Raw genomic sequence first — 20,313 nt, forward strand, 5'->3', positions numbered from 1 at the left:
CAAGAGGTTTTACAGGATGCATGTAACGGCAGATCCTCCTTATACCATGGCTTGTTATGCCATAGTATGACCTCTTACGCCCGAAAGTATAATTTTCCTTACTGTGGGTTGGAACCTATATTTAATAAGCTGTATACAATAAGATAAAAGGCAAGGCAAACCATGATTACAGCAGTGAGGGCCATCCACTTTTTGAGAGGAGTCGGTATCGTATCACGCTTCATGATCAGCACTCCGCCCAGCGTGAAGGCCAGAATAATGAAGATGAGATAGCTGTTGGACACCATGAATAGGCTAGACCTGTTTGAAAGCGTTCATGATCCGCTGCCACTCTTCCTCATTATCTTGAAAGGACTGCTTGGGAAACCGATTTTGAGCCCAATGCATCAGCGCCGGACGGCTTAAAAACGTGTGGGCTTCCTCGCCCCAATCATCGGATATTTCCCGTAGAACGATGTAACGGCCCTGCACCTCGACAGTCATCATGTTCCAATTGTCTTTTTTGTATATTTCGTGTTTTTTCATCATATGCATGTCTCCGATTTTATAGATGTTTTGGTTCATGATACCGCAGTTTCCGCCGCAAAAGCAAATCATTCCAGCCCGAAAAACCAGGAAAAACATCAATTGCATTGTGAAAAAGCATGAAGTATAATATGGATATTCGCCATAGATGGCGGTATTTTTAGGAGGTTGTTCACTTGAAAGGTACAGTTAAATGGTTTAACGCAGAAAAAGGTTATGGCTTCATTCAAATGGATGGTGGCGAGGACGTATTCGTACATTTCTCCGCAATCCAAGGCGACGGCTTTAAAACTTTGGAAGAAGGTCAAGCGGTTGAATTCGAAATTACTGAAGGTAACCGTGGACCCCAAGCAGCTAACGTAATCAAACTGTAAGTGTAACTGAATTGTAAGAATGGTTCCGTTTCTACGGATGTCTTATATATTACGGTTAAACTATGAATTGAGAGCGCAGTTCCTTAAATTTAAGGGACTGCGCTTTTTTGCGTAAATACGTTTATGATATGAGAAGATTGAGCAGGAATAGGGTATTATACGTAATAAAACTAAGCAGAAGACATCTTAAATTGAAGGAGTTGAGAAAATGAGTGCAGCAGAGGCTAGTCGTAAGCCTTCCCTGATTGAAGGTCCTATTGCCAAAACGCTGTTTATGTTCTCTTTGCCGATGCTGTTCGGAAACATTCTGCAATCCCTGAATGGAACGATCAACTCGATCTGGGTTGGAAAGTTTCTGGGAGAAGCCGCATTGACTGCCGCTTCCAATGGAAATATTATAATGTTTTTTCTTATCAGTTCGATTTTTGGCGTCACCATGGCTGCCACTATTATGATCGGACAAAATATCGGAGCAGGAGACGTAGCTGAAACCAAGCGTGTAGTAGGTACAAGTGCAGTCTTTTTTCTGGTGCTCGCTTTTGCTATAGGTATTATCGGATTTTTGAGTGCGCCTTGGATTCTTCATGTACTCAATACACCTGCCGAATCGGTGGATATGGCGATCACGTATACACGTATTATTTTCGCAGGCATGCCCTTTTTGTACGGCTATAACTATATAATGACTGTAATGAGAGGGGCTGGGGATTCCAAAACACCATTTTATTTTCTAATCGTTTCCGTCGTACTGGATGTACTACTCAACCCGCTGTTAATATTCGGATGGGGACCGATTCCTGCTATGGGCATTGGAGGTTCCGCTACTGCTACCCTGATCGCTCAAGGGATCAGCTTTGTGTTGATCCTCATTTACCTATATCGAGTAAAATATTTTTTGCGCATTGCTTCTTCAGAGCTTCATTTACTCAGATTTGATTGGAAGATTATTTGGACCCTAATCCGTAAGGGAGTGCCGATGGGGTTGCAAATGATTGCTGTCTCCACCAGCGCGATTGCTTTAATGAATCTGATTAATGGCTACGGAACAGTGGCAGCAGCAGCTTATACAGCAGCCAATAATTTGTCCAGCTATGTGCAGATGCCGGCAATGGCGTTAGGTGCAGCCGTATCTTCCTTTGCCGCTCAAAATATCGGAGCCGGACGTTGGGATCGAGTGCGCATGACAACCTGGATTGGGATTGTGTATAATTTTGTGTTGACTGGTGGAGCTGTGGTATTAATTTACGTGTTTAACCGTCAGGCCTTGCTCATGTTCCTTCCTTCTACGGGGGGTGCATTGGAATTGGGTATGCGGATTAATCTGATCACTTTGTGGTCTTTTGTTATATTCGGTGTTACTAATGTCATTACAGGTGTTGTTCGATCAACGGGTTCCGTAATGATACCGCTTTTAATTACCATTATTTCATTATGGGGCATTCGTATACCTTTGGCCTATGTATTTGTTGATGAGTATGGTCTAGATGCTGTATGGTGGAGTTTTCCTGTTGGTTTTGCTATCTCTGCCGTAGCAGTCATTTTCTATTATGCTTTCGGGAAATGGAAGCAGGCAAGCATGGGAGAGGGAATCCAAGGGGTGAAGCCAGCAGAGGACAAGGGATAGGTAGGCCATTTATACTATTTGCGATTAAAGTCTTATAAGGATAGATTTTGTGTAACTCCTATTTTTGACTAATAAAACATTACAGGTATAAAGTCTTTTTGTGAGAATAGCTCATTTTTCTTGAATTTTAAAGAAAAAAGTGAGGTTGTTCATTTGTGCTAAAAGGACGAACATATTATAATGGATATGGTTTGGATAGGTATAATTACGTAGACAACAATGTGGAGGCACCGTCATTTGAGTTATGTTGAGCAAGGACGTTATCAAGTACCGAGAGGCCCCATAGGTCTAATGAGCCGAATGTACAAGCACATTCTCCCTGAAACGAAACTAGAATTGAGTAACTGGAAGAGCAAGGCCGAACAAATTCCGGACCCTGAGCTGCGAAGCCAGGCGCTTGCGAGCATAGCGGATAAGACGTTTCACTGCGTGGGTGGGGCGGTTTATGCCGCAGCCAATATGTCTGCCCGGCAGACGCTAATTCCGCTGATCGTAGCGTATCAGACCATTAGTGATTATCTGGACAACCTGTGTGATCGCAGTACGTCCATGGACCCGGATGATTTCAGGCTGTTGCATCAGGCTATGCTGGATGCGGTTAATCCGACGGCTAGGCCAGTGAATTATTATGAGTTGCGTCGTGAGCAGGAGGATGGCGGTTATTTGACCGGGCTGGTGACAACCTGTCAGTCTTGTGTAAGCAGGCTTCCGGGCTATGAGGCGGCAATGCCTTACGTTCAGGATTTGGCGCGATTATACACGGATTTGCAAGTATACAAGCATATTAAACCCGAGCTGCGGGAACAAGCGCTTTTGGACTGGTGGTCGCTTCATAAAGACCGTACACCAGAGTTGCGCTGGAATGAGTTTGCTGCGGCTACCGGTTCAACTCTGGGGGTCTTTATGCTGTTTCTTGCTGCCAGCGACCAGCATCTGACAGATGCAGGGGCTGCCTCAATACATGCATCGTATTTTCCACATGTGTGCAGTCTTCATATTTTGCTGGATTATCTAATCGATCAAGACGAAGACCGGAAGGGCGGAGATCTTAACTTTTGCAATTATTATGAAGATACCGACATGATGCTAGACCGGATCGCCTACGTTGTGAATCGGGCGCGGGCTGATATTGCAGATGTCCCTGCCAGCTCCTTTCACCGGATGATTATCGAGGGATTGCTGGCTTTATATTTATCCGACCCTAAAGTTAGCGAGCAGCAGGACGTTCGCGCTGTTTCGAGACGTTTAATGAAAAATAGTCCGCTCATGCGTTTGTTTTTCTTATTAAACAGTCGATGGATAAGAAGGCTTATATGATTATTTTGAGGAGGTCATAAATCATGACAGCAGTTAAGAAAATTGCAGTATTAACAAGTGGTGGAGATTCACAAGGGATGAACGCGGCAGTTCGCGCCGTCGTACGTAGCGGATTGTATTTTGGACTGGAAGTATTCGGGATTCAACGCGGTTATCAAGGCCTTTTGAACGATGATATTTTTCCAATGGATCTGAGAAGCGTCGGAGATATTATCCAACGTGGGGGTACTGTACTTCAATCTGCAAGATGCCTGGAATTTACGACTGAAGAAGGGCAGAAAAAAGGCGCTCAAATTTTGCGTAACCGTGGAATTGACGGCGTAGTCGTGATTGGTGGCGACGGTTCTTACCAAGGAGCTAACAAACTGACCAAGCAAGGCATTAAAACCATGTGTCTTCCGGGAACGATTGACAATGACATTTCTTTCACGGACTACACTATTGGTTTTGATACAGCGGTTAGTATCGTAGTGGACGCAATCAACAAGCTGCGTGATACGATGTCATCCCATGAACGTTCTTCCATCGTGGAAGTTATGGGACGTCATTGTGGCGATATTGCTCTCCATGCAGGTCTGGCTTCTGGCGCAGAAACGATTTTGGTGCCTGAGGTAGAATTTGATCTGAATGAAGTATCCGATCGGATGAAACAAAACTTTAAGCATGGCAAACGCCACAGTATCATTATTGTTGCTGAGGGTGTAGGCAAAGGCGAAACAGTAGCACAGGTTATCCAAGAAAACTGTCCGGATTATGAGCCTCGTGTTACAGTGCTTGGACACATCCAACGTGGAGGCACACCAACAGCGTTTGACCGCAACCTGGCGAGCCGTTTGGGTGACTTTGCTGTTCGCCAATTGATTGAGGGCATATCTGACAAGGCTTGCGGAACGATCGACGGTAAGTTGGTAGCTACAGATATTGACAAGGTTGTAAATACCAAAAAAGATTTCAATATGGAGCTTTATGAGCTGGCCTTGCGTTTGTCCCAATAATAAGAGCCTTTATGTAAAATAGATCGGCTCTGATATTGGAAAAGATCAAAATTATGCGGATGACCCGAGTCATCCGCTATTTTTTTAGCTTTGAGTCCTATCAGGAGGTAGTCATACATGTACCTATTCAAAATCGAAGTGGACAGTTCGGAAGGAGCGCTGACCGTCATTCTCGCTGCTGAAAATGAAGAACAGGCATTTGAGGAGATTGAACAACATGTGGAGAGACACTTTCTATTTCCTCCCAAGCTGAACGAAGTGGCGATTGTGGAAAAAAAACGAATAACTTTAGGCGCAGCATATGTAATCGAGACACGCAAAGGCTAAATAGCCTCTGCGTGTTGTTTTTTTTCGGAGAAACGACGTTGTACTTTCACCAGACGCCAGAGAAGTAAAATAGCGCCTACTGCCAATCCTGTAATCAAACCGATCCAATAGCCGTAGGGCCCCAATGAAGTCCAGCGTGCCAGTATATATCCTACAGGAAGCCCAATGACCCAATAGGAGAGGAATGTGAGCAAAAAGGCTGGATTGACGTCTTTATACCCGCGCAGCGCTCCTTGTGTAGGTGTAGCGACAGCATCAGATATCTGAAAGAAAATCGCATAGATTAGAAAATGCTGTGCCAATTGAATGACCTGCGGATCGGTGGAGTAAAGTCGAGCAACCTGTTCACCCCAGATAAGCAGTACAATAGCTGTAATCAGTGATAGACCTACTGCGCTGCTGATACCCATTACACTATAAGCTTTGGCATCCCGCGGGCGAGTAGCCCCTGTTTCATAGCCAACCAGAATCGTAAGTGCCATGCAAATGCTGAGTGGAATCATATACAGCGTAGATGCAAAGTTCATGGCGGCCTGATGTGCGGCTATGGTAGCTGTATTATAACTGCTCATGAAGAGGGTGACGGCTGAAAAGACGGCAGTCTCAAAAAATATAGCAAATCCAATCGGTACTCCAATCTTGATGAGCTCTTTCAAAGCACCAGCAGCAATCCCGTATATTTTGTTAAAGATTCGGTATTCGGCAAATATTTTTCCACGATGCGCAGTGATACCGGCAACCAGCATGATGATCCAGTAGGTGGTCGCCGTCGCTACCCCGGAACCCACACCCCCCAGACGCGGAAAACCCCAGTTTCCATAAATAAGTAGATAATTTAACAATACATTGATGGGTAATGACATGAGCGTGATTAACATCGTAAAGCGGGTTTGTCCCAATGCATCCATAAAGCTTCGGAGCACAGTGTAGGCAAATAGAGGAACAATCCCGAAGGCCATGGCACAAAGGTAATATAGGGCCACATTATGAACTCTCAGTTCCAAATTCATACCGTTCAAAATAGGTTTGACCAAAATAATGCCAGCAATCAAAACGACCATAGACAGGGCGAGAGAGAGCCAAAGTGCTTGAATGACATAGTAGGAGACTTTATCTTTGCGCTGTGCTCCTACCAATTGAGATACAATGGGCGTGATAGCCATAAGTATTCCATTAAGGCCTGTTTGTACAGGAACCCATAGGCTTACTCCAATGGCTACTCCAGCCAGATCGGCAGGGGAAAAGTGCCCTGACATATTCGTATCGAAAAAAGTCATGGCAGATAGTGCAAGCTGGGTAACCAGGATAGGGAGCAAAATGTAGAAAAGCTGCTTCCATTTCTGCCCCGTTGTTAGTGTCAATTGCATTTTTGTTTTCCTCATTTACTAGGGATTGATTATTTGTATATATCATAACATGTAAGTATTTATTGTAAGGGATACCGCTACATTTGAACAGTAATAAAAAAGACTGCACCCGTTCGCCAAACAACGGGACAGCCTTTGAAATAATTATATAATTTCTAAATTTTGTATAAGAGAACGAGAAGTCCGGAGGGATAAATTATTTGTAAGTTACTCCACTTGTATAGCGGTTTGTGGCATTCCAGAGTAAATATTCATCCACTTTCATATCCTTAAGCGCACGAATTTGATCCTCTACTTGAGTTTTCCCATACTTGGCATAATGTCCGCTCCCCAACCAACTTGCGGTAAAGTCCTGGATCCAAGGACGAATAATTGGCTTTAGCTTGCCCGTCGGATCGAGCTTTTTGTGGGTATCGGCCATGGAGCCTTTAATCGTCTGGTAAGGATTCTTATCGGGATCCTTTACACCGAACCAGCCTGTGGTGTAGTGACTTGGATAAACCATGGGCGAAATGACATCCACATTTTCGGAGATTTTAGTGAAATCCTGTCCGATCCCCTCCGCAGCAGGAACGGATGCGGCATATCCGAAAATATCTACCGATACTCGTACACCTAATGGAGCTAGCTCTTTGCGGGCATATTGTACGAATTCAGCGACTGCATCCGAGCGGGATTGATCTGATTTGGTATATTTCAGCTTGTCTGCTCTTTTCTCAAAGCCTTCGGGGAAACGTACATAGTCAAATTGAATTTCCTTAAAACCAAGTTTGGCTGCTTCCTTAGCGATGGCGATATTATAATCCCATACTTCTTTATTATAGGGATTAACGAACCCGTCTCCTTTGCCGTTTTTCCAGACAGAGCCGTCAGGGTTACGGAAAGACATCTCGGGATTTTTGTTGGCCAGTACCGTATCTTTAAATACGACAATACGAGCAATCGGGTAAACATTATGCTTTTTCAATCGGTCCATCAAACCGGAAATATTCCGAATGAATTTTTGCGGCTTGCCCAATTTGAGCAGCTCGGGAGTGGTCGTTGGATAAGTGATGTAACCTGCATCGTCTTTAATATCAATAACCATGGAATTGAGCTCTGTCTTGTCAAGCAGTTCAAGCAACTGGGTCATACGCGAACCGCCTGCGCTATACGCCGTGACATAGATGCCCTTGATAGCAGGAGTCGTCGGTTGTGGGTCAATTTTAACCGGAGGATTGGAGGCATCCACCTTCATATTATTGTGCTGAGCCTGAATCATGGCGCTGCTAATTGTTGTTGCCACCGTATCTTTTACATTTGGAGCGTTGGCTGACTGATCCCCGTTTCCGCCTATCCCCATCGCCAATAGCATAATTGCCCAAATCATATTCATTTCCTAACTCTCTCCCTTATGTATGTCGCTTACCTGATTATACGTAAAGTTATGTATCGAAAAACAACACGCTTGTAACCAATACTGGAATCATCAGGCACAGTCTTACATGATTAACCCAACCGGTGTTCATTGAATCCATAAAAATGCATAAATAATGCCGCTCTCTTCGCGGTCGTAGATGCAACCGGAAGAAGCGGCACTTGGTAAAGAAATTTATTGAAGATAATTATTGTCTTGATGCTCGCAAATACTGTACTGAATAATTTCTAGCGCATCCGTTGGCTTGAGTATGGCCATCCCGTCCCGAAGCACAATCATCGAGTTCAGCTCATCCTTTTTGAGAGAAGGGAGCATTTCCGGGTACCACCTTAAGACAATGTCGGACAGTTTTACCGTTTCCATTTCCACAAAAATCACCCTTTCCTGCTCGGAATCATTCCAAAAGAATCATTCAATACGATTCGGAAAAGCAAAGTGCCTGTGAAATAGCAGGTAAAGCTGGTCTTTATATACTATGGGAACAGCGCATGTATAGTGTACCACAGAAACTGTATTTTGACACTTGGGTTTGTGCTTATCTTCGGCGAAATGAACCCATCACCCCAACTGTTTCCACAATATTGACAAAAGCAGAAGGGTCCACTTCTTTAATGATGCGTTTTAATTCAACTAGCTCGTAGCGTGTCGTGACAGTCATCAGCATGTCCTTTTCGGTATGTGAAAATGCGCCTTCAATTTTTATTTTGCTAACACCGCGTGGTGTGGTCAACATCCGCTCCAGTAGCTTGTCGGTGTGCTCTGTAATAATGTAGACGGTAATCTTCGTGTGACTGACATAGATTTGATCCAATACCTTGCCAGTCACAAAAATAGATAGCATCGACGCAAGTGCAATATTCCAATCATCGTTCAAATATCCTGCTGCAAGAATGACCAGTCCATTCATGCCAACAAGTACAGTTCCTACGGGGAAGTCACGATAACGAGTGACGATGGAACCGATAATGTCAAAACCGCCCGTGGACCCTCCTACCCGAAAGGAAATTCCTGCTCCAACGCCGATCATTACCCCACCAAAAACGGAGGCCAGCAGGGGGTCCGACACGACAGATTGCACCGGCACCCACGCCAAAATCCACGTTGTAACGACAACGGATAAAATGCTCAGGCTAATAAAACGCTTGCCTAAAATAAACCAGCCTGCAATAAGCATCGGGATATTGATAATAAAATACATCGCGCTGATATCAAATTTTGTGAAGTAGCCGATTAACATGGAAAGCCCGGCTACTCCTCCGCTCAGCAAGTGGTGTGGCACGAGAAACAGATTAAAACCGCATGCAATGGCAGCGGCTCCAAAAATGACAGTTAAGCAGTTTAACACTATTTTTAACAACTTAATTTCACCTCATTTAAATTATACGGGAAGCAACTTGCTGGTATTCATGAATTGTTCTGTGCTATAATGCGATGTGGATATTCTTGAGTAGGGACCTATGTCCAGAGAAACACTTAAAATTTAAACTGTTTTAAAAAGGATAAATTCGTTTAAGATGTATCGGATAGGTTCCCCAAATTCATTACAGAAAGATGCAGTTATAGGTCTAAATAAACTGTCACTGTATTGGGGAAAACTTATACAATAATATCGCTACTTAAGAATACAGACAACATTGTGGATTGTCCACCACATCCACCATTATGAAGGAGTTTGAATAAATTTGACGACATTTGCAGAATTTGATCTTGAACCGAAAGTAATTCAGGCGATTACAGAACTGGGTTTTGAAGAAGCAACACCAATTCAATCCCAATCCATCCCGATTGCACTGCAAGGCAGAGACATGATTGGCCAAGCCCAAACAGGTACTGGTAAAACTGCTGCGTTTGGTATTCCGCTGATCAACAAAATTTCTAGAAGCGACGAAAAAATCAGAGCCCTGATCATGGCACCAACACGTGAGCTTGCTATCCAGGTAGCTGAAGAAATCGAAAAACTCTCCCGTTTCAAAGGTCTTCGTACTTTGCCAATCTATGGTGGACAAGATATCGTACGCCAGATTCGTGCTTTGAAAAAGAAACCTCAAATTATTATTGGTACGCCAGGACGCTTGCTTGACCATATTAATCGCAAAACCATCAAGCTGGAAGATGTAAACACAGTTGTTTTGGATGAAGCAGATGAAATGTTGGATATGGGTTTCATGGAAGATATTCAATCCATTCTGAAGCAAGTTCCAGACGAGCGCCAAACGATGCTTTTCTCGGCTACAATGCCTCCTAATATTAAAAGATTGGCTGAGCAATTCCTCAAAAATCCTGAGCATGTTTCAGTTATTCCTAAACAAGTTAGTGCTCCACTGATTGATCAGGCTTATATCGAAGTTCCTGAGCGTCAAAAATTCGAAGCATTGAGCCGTTTGATCGACATGGAATCCCCAGAACTTGCTATCGTATTTGGTCGTACCAAGCGTCGGGTAGACGAGCTGGCTGAAGCTCTGCAAAAACGCGGATATTCTGCAGACGGTTTGCATGGTGACTTGTCTCAAAACCAACGTGATGCTGTAATGCGTAAATTCCGTGACGGAAGCATCGATGTGCTCGTAGCGACTGACGTAGCTGCCCGTGGTTTGGACGTTTCCGGCGTAACTCACGTTGTGAACTTTGACCTTCCGCAAGATCCAGAAAGCTATGTTCACCGTATTGGACGTACTGGACGTGCAGGTAAAGAAGGGGAAGCTTGGTCTTTCGTAACGCCTCGTGAAATTGACCATTTGCACTTTATCGAACGTGTAACTCGTCACCGCATTCCACGCAAGCCGCTTCCAACGTTGGCTGAAGCTCTGGAAGGCAAACAACGTATCATTGCTGAACGTCTCCTAGAGGCTGTAGAAAGCGGTGAGCTGAACGAGTACAAAGGTTTGGCTATTCAAATGCTGGAGCAATATGATTCTGTACAACTTCTCTCCGCAGCTCTGAAACTGATGACTGGTGAGAAAAGAGAAGCATCGATTGAGTTGACTCCAGAAGATCCGATCCGTGCAAAACGTCGTAAACCAGACGTGCGTTCTGGCGGTCGCAAGCCTTCCAACTATAGCGGTCGCAGCAATGGTGGTTACAATTCCAACCGTTCTGGCGGTACCGGCGGTAGTGGAAGTAAAGGTGGATATGGCGGTTACAACCGTGGCAAAGAAGGCGGTGGCTACAACCGTGATTCAGGAAGCCGCTACAGTGGAGATCGTAAACCACGCCCGAGCAGCAATGGAGAAACTCGTCGTCCTGCAAGACGTGAAGATTCCTCTTCCGAATAAGAAATGAAATAATGAAAAGTCGAAGCAGATGAAGCTTCGGCTTTTTTGTTATGATTGATCAGTATGAATGAACCTTTTAGCGATCTGCTTTAATGGGTCATGTATTGATTTCTCTGGCGTATTAGGGCTGAAATACGGTATGATATAGTCAAGAGCCGGAATTTATAGGCATAGCAACATGAGTCTTGGAACTGCCAAGGCTTGCGGAGGGAGAGACTGACATTGGAGTTTAAAGGAGCTATGGGTGGTATTTACCGCCTGACCGAGTGGATTACCCGACTGGCGGCTACAAATTTGTTATGGGTGTTATGTTCGTCGCCTTTTGTATTCTGCCTCATACTGAAACTACTTGTAATGAATCAGAATTTGGCTAATGAGTCTTTACAAATGAACTGGGCGATGGCTATTTTGGCACCGCTTACTTTATTTCCAGCCACATCGGCTATGTTCACAGTGGTTCGCAAATGGGTAATGGGTGATACCGATACGGGCGTGTTTCGTACCTTTTTTAAAGGGTATAAAGAGAATTATAAGCAGAGTCTGATCGGGGGTATCTTTTACACATTGCTGTTTGTCATCATGTATGTGGATTATACCGTATATATGACACAACTCAGCAACTTGCAAATCGTGGGCGTAATTATGCTTATTCTTATCATTATTTTGCTTGTGTCTATGTTTAACTTCTTTTCGATGGTGGCTCATTATCATATGTCTACCGGACAAATTATTAAAAATGCGGTTTTATTGACGCTGATTCGACCATTCCGTGTATTTTCCACCATGCTCGGCAGCGCCGTTGTTATATTTATTGGAGTCAAATATCCTGTGCTTTTCCTATTCTTCATCGGCAGCGTGGTTGCCTGGTTCGCTTTCTTTAATTTTTATGGAACATTCCTCAAAATGCAAGATCAAATGGAAAAGATGAAGCAGAAAGATGAAGATACGGCAACCATTGAAGACAAGAAAAGTGATAACCTCTAAAAATAAAACATATTTCTCCTAGCATTTACTTTCTGAGTGAGAAGCGCTATAATAAGGTCACATCCTGCGATGCACGTTACGGTCATTTGTTGTTTTGAACCAATGACAATGTCTAGGGAGATCTATACGGATGAACAGCTGAAAAGCCCTGTCAATTCCTGACAAGGGGACTTCAAAAGTTTATTCTGCGGTCACCCACCTGCTAAAGCAGGTTCAGAAGACGCTATGGTCGGACGGCATCGGCGGGTACTCCAAAGATAATGAATACACTCTGTTCATGCTTCGTGCAGAAACAGGGTGTTTTTTGTATGTAACAATGTTAAACTAAGACATGAGGTACTAAGGTCGCATACCACAGGTATGGTCGGTTAAATTTTTGTTGTTTAACGTTTTTATAAAGCGCTTGCAGCAAAAAAACCGATGTGCTGCATTATGGCAACGATTATCGTGAAGGAGGAAATGTCTTGTCGTTGAAGAGGACTCTGGTAGGGATTGTGCGCAGCCAAGAAGGTACAAGCGACCGGGTCAAGGACCCCCAAATGAAGACACGCTATTATAACTTATCGAGAGACAAGGCTTGGGAAGAAGTATCATCTATTTTGAAAAAAATTCCTGGCTACAAGGTACTCCATGAGGTAGCATCTGTAGGTGAGATTACGTTAGAGAAGCGAACGGCGTTCGGTAGAACCGTCGACATTACCGTTTCTATATTGTCTGTCTCGCCAGTTCGGAGTGCGGTGGATATTTATTCTGCTTCACGCGGATCGCTAGGGGACTTAGGCGCGAATTACCGCATCATTTTGCAATTGTTCGCTGTGATTGACAAGAAGCTGTCCGCTCATAAGGTCGTGCAGTGATTGTAGATGTGTGAGCAGTGTTGTGGCAGCCAAACGTCAAAAAAAGCGAGGAAGGCAACCCTTCACTCGCTTTTTTAATATTCAGTCTTGATTTAGACGAGTTTTTTCACTGCTGCAATCGCTTGGTCGTAGTCAGGATGTTCGGACATTTCGCTCAAGTATTCTACGTAAGCGATTTTGTCATTTTGATCAATCACAAAAATAGCTCTATGATCCAAATGGAATTCCTTGATGAACACACCATAAGCTTCGCCGAAGGAATGATCCTTATAGTCGGACAGTGTCAATACGCGGTCGATACCGGCAGCACCGCACCAACGAGCTTGAGCGAAAGGCAGATCGACGCTGACAGTCAGCACTACGACTTGATCCCCAAGGGAATCAGCTTCCTGGTTAAAACGTCGAGTCTGTGCGTCACACACGCCTGTATCCAAAGAAGGAACAACACTGATCAATTTGACTTTGCCTGCAAAGTCTTGGAGCGTAGCTGCTTCTAGCAGGTTTTTCTGTAATTTGAAATCAGGTGCCTGATCTCCAACCTTCAGTTCAGGACCTAAGAGTGTCAAAGGATTGCCTTTAAAAGTAGCAGCTCCTGTACGTTCTTGTGCCATATGTAATAGCCTCCTTGGTTTTTAGCATTGGTTATCGTTGCCGAAATCTATTATAATCTTTTATAAAAGACATTGTCCAATTTGAATAAGGTGGAGACACCCATGAAGGAAGGATTGCCTTGATTTTTTTACGTTATGAGAACTGGAAAAGTTATTTGCGGTTTTACCCAGTAACCTGTCTGATTTTGCTCATTAATATTGTGATGTTTATTGTACTCACCGTACAGGGTGGATCGGAAAATAGTTTGACGTTGATCCGATATGGAGCTTTGATTAATGAAGCGCCATTCACTGATCAACTGTGGCGATATGTATCAGCTATGTTTTTACATGCAGGGTTTGATCATCTTCTGTTCAATTCCTTCGCCATACTCGTCTTCGCTCCTCCGCTGGAGCGTTTGCTGGGGTCCTTCCGCTATGTGTTATTGTATCTGGTCACGGGCATTGTAGGGAACATACTGTCCATCGCGCATTACAATATGATGACGGAAACGACAGTCTCTGTAGGGGCTTCAGGAGCGATTTATGGCATCTATGGAGCATTCCTATACGTTGCCCTGTTCCAGCGGTCACTGATGGATGACGCCTCGCGTAAAACGCTGTACACGCTGCTTGGGTTTGGTATCCTGTTTTCTTTCGCTGTAGCGAACATTAACTGGACCGCTCACTTCGGGGGATTGCTCAGTGGGTTTTTCCTTTATGGATTAATGATCAGATTGACTGGCCAACGCAAACGTCACTAAAGATAGTTTTACGGTAAGTTAGCAGGGGAAGAAAGAGGATGATGTTCGATTGACGTCTTCTTCCGGATGTTGAAAAACAGATTGGAGCGAATATCGGAGTGGAATTACGACAGTTGCAATACTTCATGAAGGTAGCGCAAAAAGAACATGTCACTCAGGCAGCCGAGGAGCTACATGTGGCGCAATCTGCGGTAAGTCGGCAAATTCATCAGCTTGAAGAGGAGCTGGGAGTCAATCTTTTTATGCAAAAGGGTCGCAATTTGCAACTTACGCCAGTGGGACAACTATTTTGCAAACGGGTTGAGACGATTATAAAAGATCTAGAGCGAGCTGTTTTAGAAGTTCATGAGTTTTTGGATCCTGAGGGGGGCGAAATCCGCATCGGTTTTCCGCACAGTTTGGGGATTCATCTTATTCCTACGGTGGTGGCTGAATTCCGAAAGCGGTATCCCAATGTTAAATTCAGATTTAAACAGGGGATGTACCCGAGTTTAATTCGTGATGTGTTAGCGGGTGAGGTGGATTTGGCTTTTGTATCTCCTTTTCCGGATCGTCATGATCATGTAGAGGGGGATGTGGTGCTGACCGAGGAGTTGTTTGCTGTTCTCCCGCCCAATCATCCTTTAGCTACGGCCAAACACATTACGCTGAGTCAGCTTAAAGGAGAAAAATTCATCCTGTTCAGAGATGGATATTCGTTACGTCCGATTGTCTGGCAGGCTTGTCTGGAGGCAGGGTTTACGCCGGATATCGCTTTTGAAGGTGAAGAGACAGATACGATTCGCGGATTAGTTGCGGCTGGTATGGGAGTCAGTCTTTTGCCTGAAATGGCGTTGTTTCAGACCAACCCGCTTCAACCTGCAAGAGTGTCGATTGTTGATCCAGAGGTCACGCGAACTATTGGCTTGATTCATCGCAGAGATGACAAACTACCATTAGTTGCAAAGTCATTCCGAACTTTTTTGTTGCAATATTTTGGCCTTAAAGGTAGTGCTGCTACTCCGAATGGAAGTGCTAAAGCGGATTTAGGGCAGTGAGTATAGCTGATTGGTTTTAGATAAAGGAAAAAGGTTGTTCCTCTTGGTGGAGGAACAACCTTTTTTGTAATACAAGCAATTAATCCCGGCTGTTAAAGATACCGATTAAGCGGATTAGTTCCAGCAAGGAAACGAGAGCTGCAGCCACATAAGTTAATGCAGCAGCATTTAATACTTTGGCTATACCCCGTTCTTCATCACTACGGATAAACCCTTCGGAAACCATAATTTCTCGGGCGCGGTTGGAAGCATTGAATTCAACCGGTAATGTAATTAATTGAAAAGCGACAGTAGCCGAGAAAAAGATGATACCCAAGCCAATCAGGTTCGTGTAGCTGAATAAGAAACCGGCAATCAGCAGAAACGGTGCAATCCCGGAAGCGAAGTTTACGATCGGAAAGATCCGGTGACGGAGTGCCAGCATGGGATAATGCTCTTTATGCTGAATGGCATGACCAACCTCGTGACAAGCTACGGCAACTGCAGAAATGGATTTTTCATAATAAACGGGCTCGGACAGCCGTACGACTCTTTGTATTGGATCATAATGGTCAGATAAAGCACCAGGTACTGGTTCAATAGGCACATCATGCAAACCATTGCGATCCAGCATGTGCCGAGCTGCATCATAACCGGTCAACCCATTTTCGTTTGGGACATCAGACCATTTATTAAAAGTACCTTTTACACGGAATTGCGCCCATAAGGATAATCCGAACGCAAGAATAATCAATATATACATACCCATCATAAAGCAACCCTCCATTATTGTTCATCACTAGCCCGGGCATCTACATCATAGAACTATGCTCCAGCAGATACTTCAGAGCTTCGATACAAGCGGCGCTTTGTGGTAGTAGACCAGTAAGCAACTTGCGCACTTGAACGGGCTTGAGCTGCCCCAGAAGAGGCTGTAGTTCATTGACTTCACGTTCCAGACGCTGCATGTGCATCTCTAGACTCGTTAGTTTGTCCGTGACGTGCTCTTCCCCCGCGACCGAGTTCCATTTAATCAGTGTCTGTCTGATTTCCTCGAGGCTATATTTCTCTTGTTTCATTTGGTTAATACGTTCAAGCCTGTTTAAGGTTTCATCATTATAAAGCCGATAATTTTTCAATGATCGTTCTTCAGGTGTGATTAAACCAAGCTTTGTGTAATAATCAATAGTTCGTTCGCTGACACCAGCCGCCTTGGCTAGCTCACCAATTCGATACAGCTTCATATCCCCATCTGTCTTCACCTCGCGCTCTTCGTTCAACCTTCAATATTAGCATTTGCAAACGGAGTGTTTATAAAGAATATTTTACATGATTCCCAACCATACAGTCAAACGTCATGCTTTTTTTCGGACAGAAACAAGCTACTTTTATAGTTAGTAAATGTGACATGGATTGTTTGGGAACATATTTTTTTAACATAATAAAAAAAATCTTGTCAACTTTCATGTATTCTGATTATAATGACAATAAGGATTTCACGAAATGTAAAGAAACTTAACATTAGAGGGAGTGGGCTTCATGAGAAAAAAGTGGTTAGTTGTATTATTGGCCATGCTGACAGTATTAGCTTTTCCGGTAGGTGCGTTTGCTGCTGACGGTCCGACAAATATTCAACTTCAAGCTGGGCTAAACACGGCCTTTACGTTCTTGGCATTTATACTTGTATTTTTTATGCAAGCGGGATTTGCATTGCTGGAGGCAGGCTCGACACGAATGAAGAATGCGGGCCATGTCGCTGGTAAAACGATTCTCACCACGGGTGTTGCGGCTTTGTCCTTCTGGGCACTTGGATTTGGATTCGGCTTTGGTAATGATGGCGGCAACGGATTTATGGGACTGACGGGTTTCTTCATGAGTGGTACGGATGCTGCAGTATCGTTTGATGCTCTTTCAGGTCTGGATGTTCCGATTACAATTATGTTTTTGTTCCACTTTGCTTTCGCTGCGGTATCACTTTCTATCGCATGCGGGGGGATGGCAGAGCGTGCAAAATTAAGTGTATACATTATCTTCGGTATTTTATTCTCCATCGTAATCTATCCGGTTGTAGCTCACTGGGTGTGGGGCGGCGGATGGCTTGGTAAGTTGGGAATGCAGGATTATGCCGGTTCGACGGTAGTCCATTTGACAGGCGCTACGGCGGCACTCGTCGCTACACTGCTGCTCAAACCGCGTCTGGGCAAGTTCAATAAAGATGGCAAGCCGAACATTATCCCTGGTCATAATCAGGTGTACTCTATCTTGGGTGTTATTATTCTCTGGTTTGGTTGGTTTGGATTTAACCCAGGTAGTGCTGTATCGGCTATGAACGACGGATTCTTTGGATATGTGGCCTTGACTACCAATATTGCTGCTGCGGCAGGTGGAGTTTTCGCTTTGCTCGTATCCTGGATGGTATACGGAAAGGCAGATATTCCTGCTATGTTAAACGGTGTGCTGGCGGCTTTGGTTGCCATTACTGGTTCTTGTGCCTTTGTAGCACCTTGGGCGGCACTGGTCATTGGTGCAGTTGCAGGGATCGTCACTTTCTTCACAGCGCAATGGTTTGAGCGTGCAAGAGTAGATGACCCGGTATATGCTTTCTCCGTGCATGGTGTTGCAGGGATGTGGGGCGCAGTGTCCACAGGGTTGTTCGCTACTCCTGAGCTTGTAAAAATAACAGGTGTAGGTCAAGCGGGTCTGTTCTATGGTGGTGGATTTACCCAATTAGGAGTACAGCTGCTTGGACTGATTGGCACCTTGGCTTTCGTGTTCGTCATTTCCTTCATTATTCTGGGTGCGATGAAAGCAATTATGGGTATTCGCGTTACGGAAGAGGAAGAAACAATGGGACTGGATATCAGTGAACACGGTACGTACGGCTATCCTGAGCAAATGAAGTTGGTTGCTGAGGCTGAAAAGCGTTCTGGAATTGTGAACTAATATGTAAAATATAAAGAACCAGTATGGATGAGCGGAGGAGATGGAAGTATGGAACTGCAAAATATGGCCCCTTGGGTGAGTTCCGCCGAAGCGATTGATCATGCAGATACACCTGAATCGCTAAGGCAGGCCAGGGTCGACTCTCAAAAATGGCTGCTGGCTTCCCAAGCCTCCGCTCCGTTATCAGACTGGTTACGAACGGCGAATGAAATGCATGACCGCATCGCGGCCAGAGCTGTACAAATGTGCGAAAAAGGGATGGTTGAGGATGGCTTCGGCCCTCCTCCCGTCCCTTACGCATTTATAGCCTTCGGAAGCATGGGGCGCTCGGAATCGACGCTGTGGAGTGACCAGGATAACGGTATGATTATCAGTGACACAATATCTGCTGACAAAGAATTGTATTTTAGAGAGTTTGGTCGCAGAGTGTCTGCGATGTTAGAGTATTTGGGATATCCCAAATGTGAAGGGAAAGTAATGTGCTCGGAGCCGTTGTGGCGTCAAACATTGTCTGGATGGCAAAAACAGCTAACGAAATGGTCGGATGATTTTGCTTGGGAGCCGATCCGTTATCTGATTATCTCGTCTGATATGAGGCATATCGCTGGAGATGAGCGACTATCTGCAAACTGGAAACGAAGTTTTTATGAGTTGTTCCGAAAACATCCTGATTTACCCTCGGCGGTACTTAGGAACACAGTGAGGCATAAAGCGACACTTAATATTTTAGGTCAGATCGTTACCGAGCGCTTCGGTGAGCATGCGGGCGATTTTGATGTGAAATACGGATTGTACATTCCACTGGTGAACGCAGTCCGTTTTTTGGCGTTGCAACATGGTGTAGAGGAAACCTCCACCTTCAAAAGGCTCAGTCGTCTCGCATCACTGGAAGCGGCACCGTTGCCTTTACTCGATGCTTGCGAGCGAGCCTTTCGGATTGCGCTTCAGCTACGAATGGCTACGCCAGTGAAAGAGAATGATGGATTGCTGGTCAGCAATGGCTACCTGGCTGTAAAGCCGCTGAAACAAGGTAAAGGCTGGCATGAGTTGCGCGAGGCGCTTTCGACGGTACGACGGCTGCATCGTGCGTTGCAAAGGCAGTTGCGATTTATGGAAGGGAGAAGGTCATGAAGGAACCGGCGCAGGGAAGTGGCTTCTGGAGCGCTCTCCGCAGAGGAGGAGTACCGTCTGCGATCGCATCTGTAATGGGGGCTCCTACGGCTCAGCAGATGGCGTTTATTCGCTCCTTAACCCGGGAGCAACGGCGCTCTGAAGTATTGCGGACCCCGCTGGATCGTTTGGAGACGGTAGTTTTTGATCTGGAGACAACGGGATTTTCAGCACAGCATGGTGATGAGATTTTATCGTTCGGGGCGATTCGGGTTGTCGGGGACATGATTATGGAAAAAGAGCAGTTTTATACGCTTGTTAATCCACGGACTGTGATTCCTGAGCACATTACCGAGCTAACTGGGATTACCCGGGAAATGACGGATCAAGCTCCACCACTTATGAATGGACTGCACGACTTTATGTCCTTTGTAGGTGGGCGAGTACTTGTAGCACATGCTAGCGCTCATGATAAGGCCTTTTTGAATGCTGCATTATGGAAAACATCTAAAGTCCAATTGACTCATCGTGTTCTGGATACGATGATGCTTGCCAAATGGCTCGAGCCACAGCAACATCAAACCTACAGTTTGGATGAATTGTTGGCCTACCAATCTATTCCGATTGAAGGGCGGCACCATGCGTTAGAGGATGCGAAAATGACGGCTAAGCTGTGGGTTGCGTATGTTCAGGAAATGCTGAAGCGTAACGTGACCAATTTGGCAGATGTCTACGCGCATTTAAGTCATGCCTGATTCAGTACAAGGCATAGCATTCATATACACATAAAAACAGCAAGTTCGCGATTTCGTGGGTTTGCTGTTTTTTTTG

Annotated in this window: 22 protein-coding genes and 1 other RNA gene; 14 read left to right on the top strand and 9 right to left on the bottom strand. The window is 44.8% G+C overall.

Annotated features, from left to right (window positions below; genetic code table 11):
- Positions 1-98: 98 nt before the first annotated feature.
- Both NSQ58_RS22570 and NSQ58_RS22575 read right to left on the bottom strand, forming a co-directional pair.
- Complete coding sequence (locus NSQ58_RS22570) at positions 99-287, bottom strand: hypothetical protein (protein WP_025715827.1); 189 nt, start codon at positions 285-287, stop codon at positions 99-101.
- Between the two features lie 7 nt (positions 288-294).
- Positions 295-528, bottom strand: a complete 234-nt coding sequence (locus tag NSQ58_RS22575) for a hypothetical protein (protein WP_013309704.1) — start codon at positions 526-528, stop codon at positions 295-297.
- A 173-nt stretch (positions 529-701) separates the two neighbouring features.
- Here NSQ58_RS22575 and NSQ58_RS22580 point away from each other — a divergent pair, with 173 nt between their 5' ends.
- The 5 genes from NSQ58_RS22580 (at position 702) to NSQ58_RS22600 (ending at position 5,162) form a co-directional block, all read left to right on the top strand.
- Positions 702-899, top strand: coding sequence for a cold shock domain-containing protein (locus tag NSQ58_RS22580; RefSeq protein ID WP_013309706.1), 198 nt, complete (start codon positions 702-704; stop codon positions 897-899).
- Positions 900-1,107: 208 nt separating this feature from the next.
- On the top strand, positions 1,108-2,523 hold the full coding sequence (locus NSQ58_RS22585; RefSeq protein WP_341058233.1) for an MATE family efflux transporter: 1,416 nt from the start codon (positions 1,108-1,110) through the stop codon (positions 2,521-2,523).
- 237 nt (positions 2,524-2,760) lie between these two features.
- On the top strand, positions 2,761-3,840 hold the full coding sequence (locus tag NSQ58_RS22590) for a tetraprenyl-beta-curcumene synthase family protein (RefSeq protein WP_013309708.1): 1,080 nt from the start codon (positions 2,761-2,763) through the stop codon (positions 3,838-3,840).
- Between the two features lie 23 nt (positions 3,841-3,863).
- Positions 3,864-4,835, top strand: a complete 972-nt coding sequence (gene pfkA / locus NSQ58_RS22595; protein WP_023988013.1) for a 6-phosphofructokinase — start codon at positions 3,864-3,866, stop codon at positions 4,833-4,835.
- A 117-nt stretch (positions 4,836-4,952) separates the two neighbouring features.
- On the top strand, positions 4,953-5,162 hold the full coding sequence (locus NSQ58_RS22600; RefSeq protein WP_023988014.1) for a DUF3906 family protein: 210 nt from the start codon (positions 4,953-4,955) through the stop codon (positions 5,160-5,162).
- Here the strand turns inward: NSQ58_RS22600 and NSQ58_RS22605 are convergent.
- From NSQ58_RS22605 to NSQ58_RS22620, 4 genes are all read right to left on the bottom strand, one after another.
- Positions 5,159-6,529, bottom strand: coding sequence for an MATE family efflux transporter (locus NSQ58_RS22605; protein WP_341058234.1), 1,371 nt, complete (start codon positions 6,527-6,529; stop codon positions 5,159-5,161). The genes NSQ58_RS22600 and NSQ58_RS22605 overlap by 4 nt on opposite strands.
- A gap of 196 nt (positions 6,530-6,725) precedes the next feature.
- Positions 6,726-7,904, bottom strand: coding sequence for a putative glycoside hydrolase (locus NSQ58_RS22610; protein WP_341058235.1), 1,179 nt, complete (start codon positions 7,902-7,904; stop codon positions 6,726-6,728).
- Between the two features lie 216 nt (positions 7,905-8,120).
- Positions 8,121-8,309, bottom strand: a complete 189-nt coding sequence (locus NSQ58_RS22615) for a hypothetical protein (protein WP_080683009.1) — start codon at positions 8,307-8,309, stop codon at positions 8,121-8,123.
- 172 nt (positions 8,310-8,481) lie between these two features.
- On the bottom strand, positions 8,482-9,303 hold the full coding sequence (locus NSQ58_RS22620) for a YitT family protein (protein WP_023988017.1): 822 nt from the start codon (positions 9,301-9,303) through the stop codon (positions 8,482-8,484).
- Positions 9,304-9,628: 325 nt separating this feature from the next.
- On the opposite strand from NSQ58_RS22620, the gene NSQ58_RS22625 reads away from it, so the two are divergent.
- The 4 genes from NSQ58_RS22625 (at position 9,629) to NSQ58_RS22640 (ending at position 13,059) form a co-directional block, all read left to right on the top strand.
- Positions 9,629-11,218: a DEAD/DEAH box helicase gene (locus tag NSQ58_RS22625; RefSeq protein WP_023988018.1), complete on the top strand. Its 1,590-nt coding sequence runs from the start codon at positions 9,629-9,631 to the stop codon at positions 11,216-11,218.
- A 222-nt stretch (positions 11,219-11,440) separates the two neighbouring features.
- Entirely contained in the window at positions 11,441-12,202 is a 762-nt protein-coding gene (locus NSQ58_RS22630; RefSeq protein WP_023988019.1) for a YesL family protein, read from the top strand.
- A 58-nt stretch (positions 12,203-12,260) separates the two neighbouring features.
- Positions 12,261-12,455: non-coding RNA, 6S RNA (ssrS, locus tag NSQ58_RS22635), on the top strand.
- A 211-nt stretch (positions 12,456-12,666) separates the two neighbouring features.
- The gene (locus tag NSQ58_RS22640; RefSeq protein ID WP_013309718.1) at positions 12,667-13,059 is read left to right on the top strand and encodes a DUF1499 domain-containing protein; all 393 of its coding nucleotides are present in this window, start codon (positions 12,667-12,669) and stop codon (positions 13,057-13,059) included.
- Positions 13,060-13,151: 92 nt separating this feature from the next.
- On the opposite strand, the gene tpx is transcribed toward NSQ58_RS22640, so the two are convergent.
- Entirely contained in the window at positions 13,152-13,670 is a 519-nt protein-coding gene (tpx, locus tag NSQ58_RS22645) for a thiol peroxidase (protein WP_023988020.1), read from the bottom strand.
- Between the two features lie 119 nt (positions 13,671-13,789).
- On the opposite strand from tpx, the gene NSQ58_RS22650 reads away from it, so the two are divergent.
- Both NSQ58_RS22650 and NSQ58_RS22655 read left to right on the top strand, forming a co-directional pair.
- A complete protein-coding gene (locus NSQ58_RS22650; protein ID WP_023988021.1) occupies positions 13,790-14,413 on the top strand; it encodes a rhomboid family intramembrane serine protease in 624 nt (207 codons plus the stop codon).
- Positions 14,414-14,511: 98 nt separating this feature from the next.
- The gene (locus NSQ58_RS22655; RefSeq protein WP_023988022.1) at positions 14,512-15,450 is read left to right on the top strand and encodes a LysR family transcriptional regulator; all 939 of its coding nucleotides are present in this window, start codon (positions 14,512-14,514) and stop codon (positions 15,448-15,450) included.
- Between the two features lie 79 nt (positions 15,451-15,529).
- Here NSQ58_RS22655 and NSQ58_RS22660 read toward each other — a convergent pair whose 3' ends face one another.
- On the bottom strand, positions 15,530-16,201 hold the full coding sequence (locus NSQ58_RS22660) for a zinc metallopeptidase (protein ID WP_013309722.1): 672 nt from the start codon (positions 16,199-16,201) through the stop codon (positions 15,530-15,532).
- Positions 16,202-16,241: 40 nt separating this feature from the next.
- The gene (locus NSQ58_RS22665) at positions 16,242-16,673 is read right to left on the bottom strand and encodes a MerR family transcriptional regulator (protein WP_339201817.1); all 432 of its coding nucleotides are present in this window, start codon (positions 16,671-16,673) and stop codon (positions 16,242-16,244) included.
- A 295-nt stretch (positions 16,674-16,968) separates the two neighbouring features.
- Here NSQ58_RS22665 and NSQ58_RS22670 point away from each other — a divergent pair, with 295 nt between their 5' ends.
- From NSQ58_RS22670 to NSQ58_RS22680, 3 genes are read left to right on the top strand one after another with little or no spacing between them, the layout of a single operon-like run.
- Entirely contained in the window at positions 16,969-18,372 is a 1,404-nt protein-coding gene (locus NSQ58_RS22670) for an ammonium transporter (RefSeq protein ID WP_013309724.1), read from the top strand.
- A 48-nt stretch (positions 18,373-18,420) separates the two neighbouring features.
- Positions 18,421-19,503 (top strand): DUF294 nucleotidyltransferase-like domain-containing protein, encoded by a 1,083-nt coding sequence (locus NSQ58_RS22675; protein ID WP_023988026.1) that lies wholly within the window; start codon positions 18,421-18,423, stop codon positions 19,501-19,503.
- Positions 19,500-20,237, top strand: a complete 738-nt coding sequence (locus NSQ58_RS22680) for an exonuclease domain-containing protein (RefSeq protein WP_023988027.1) — start codon at positions 19,500-19,502, stop codon at positions 20,235-20,237. Before NSQ58_RS22675 ends, NSQ58_RS22680 begins: the two co-directional genes overlap by 4 nt.
- Positions 20,238-20,313: the final 76 nt, after the last annotated feature.

This window comes from Paenibacillus sp. FSL M7-0134 (assembly GCF_038007865.1).
Taxonomy (GTDB): Bacteria; Bacillota; Bacilli; order Paenibacillales; family Paenibacillaceae; genus Paenibacillus; species Paenibacillus polymyxa_B.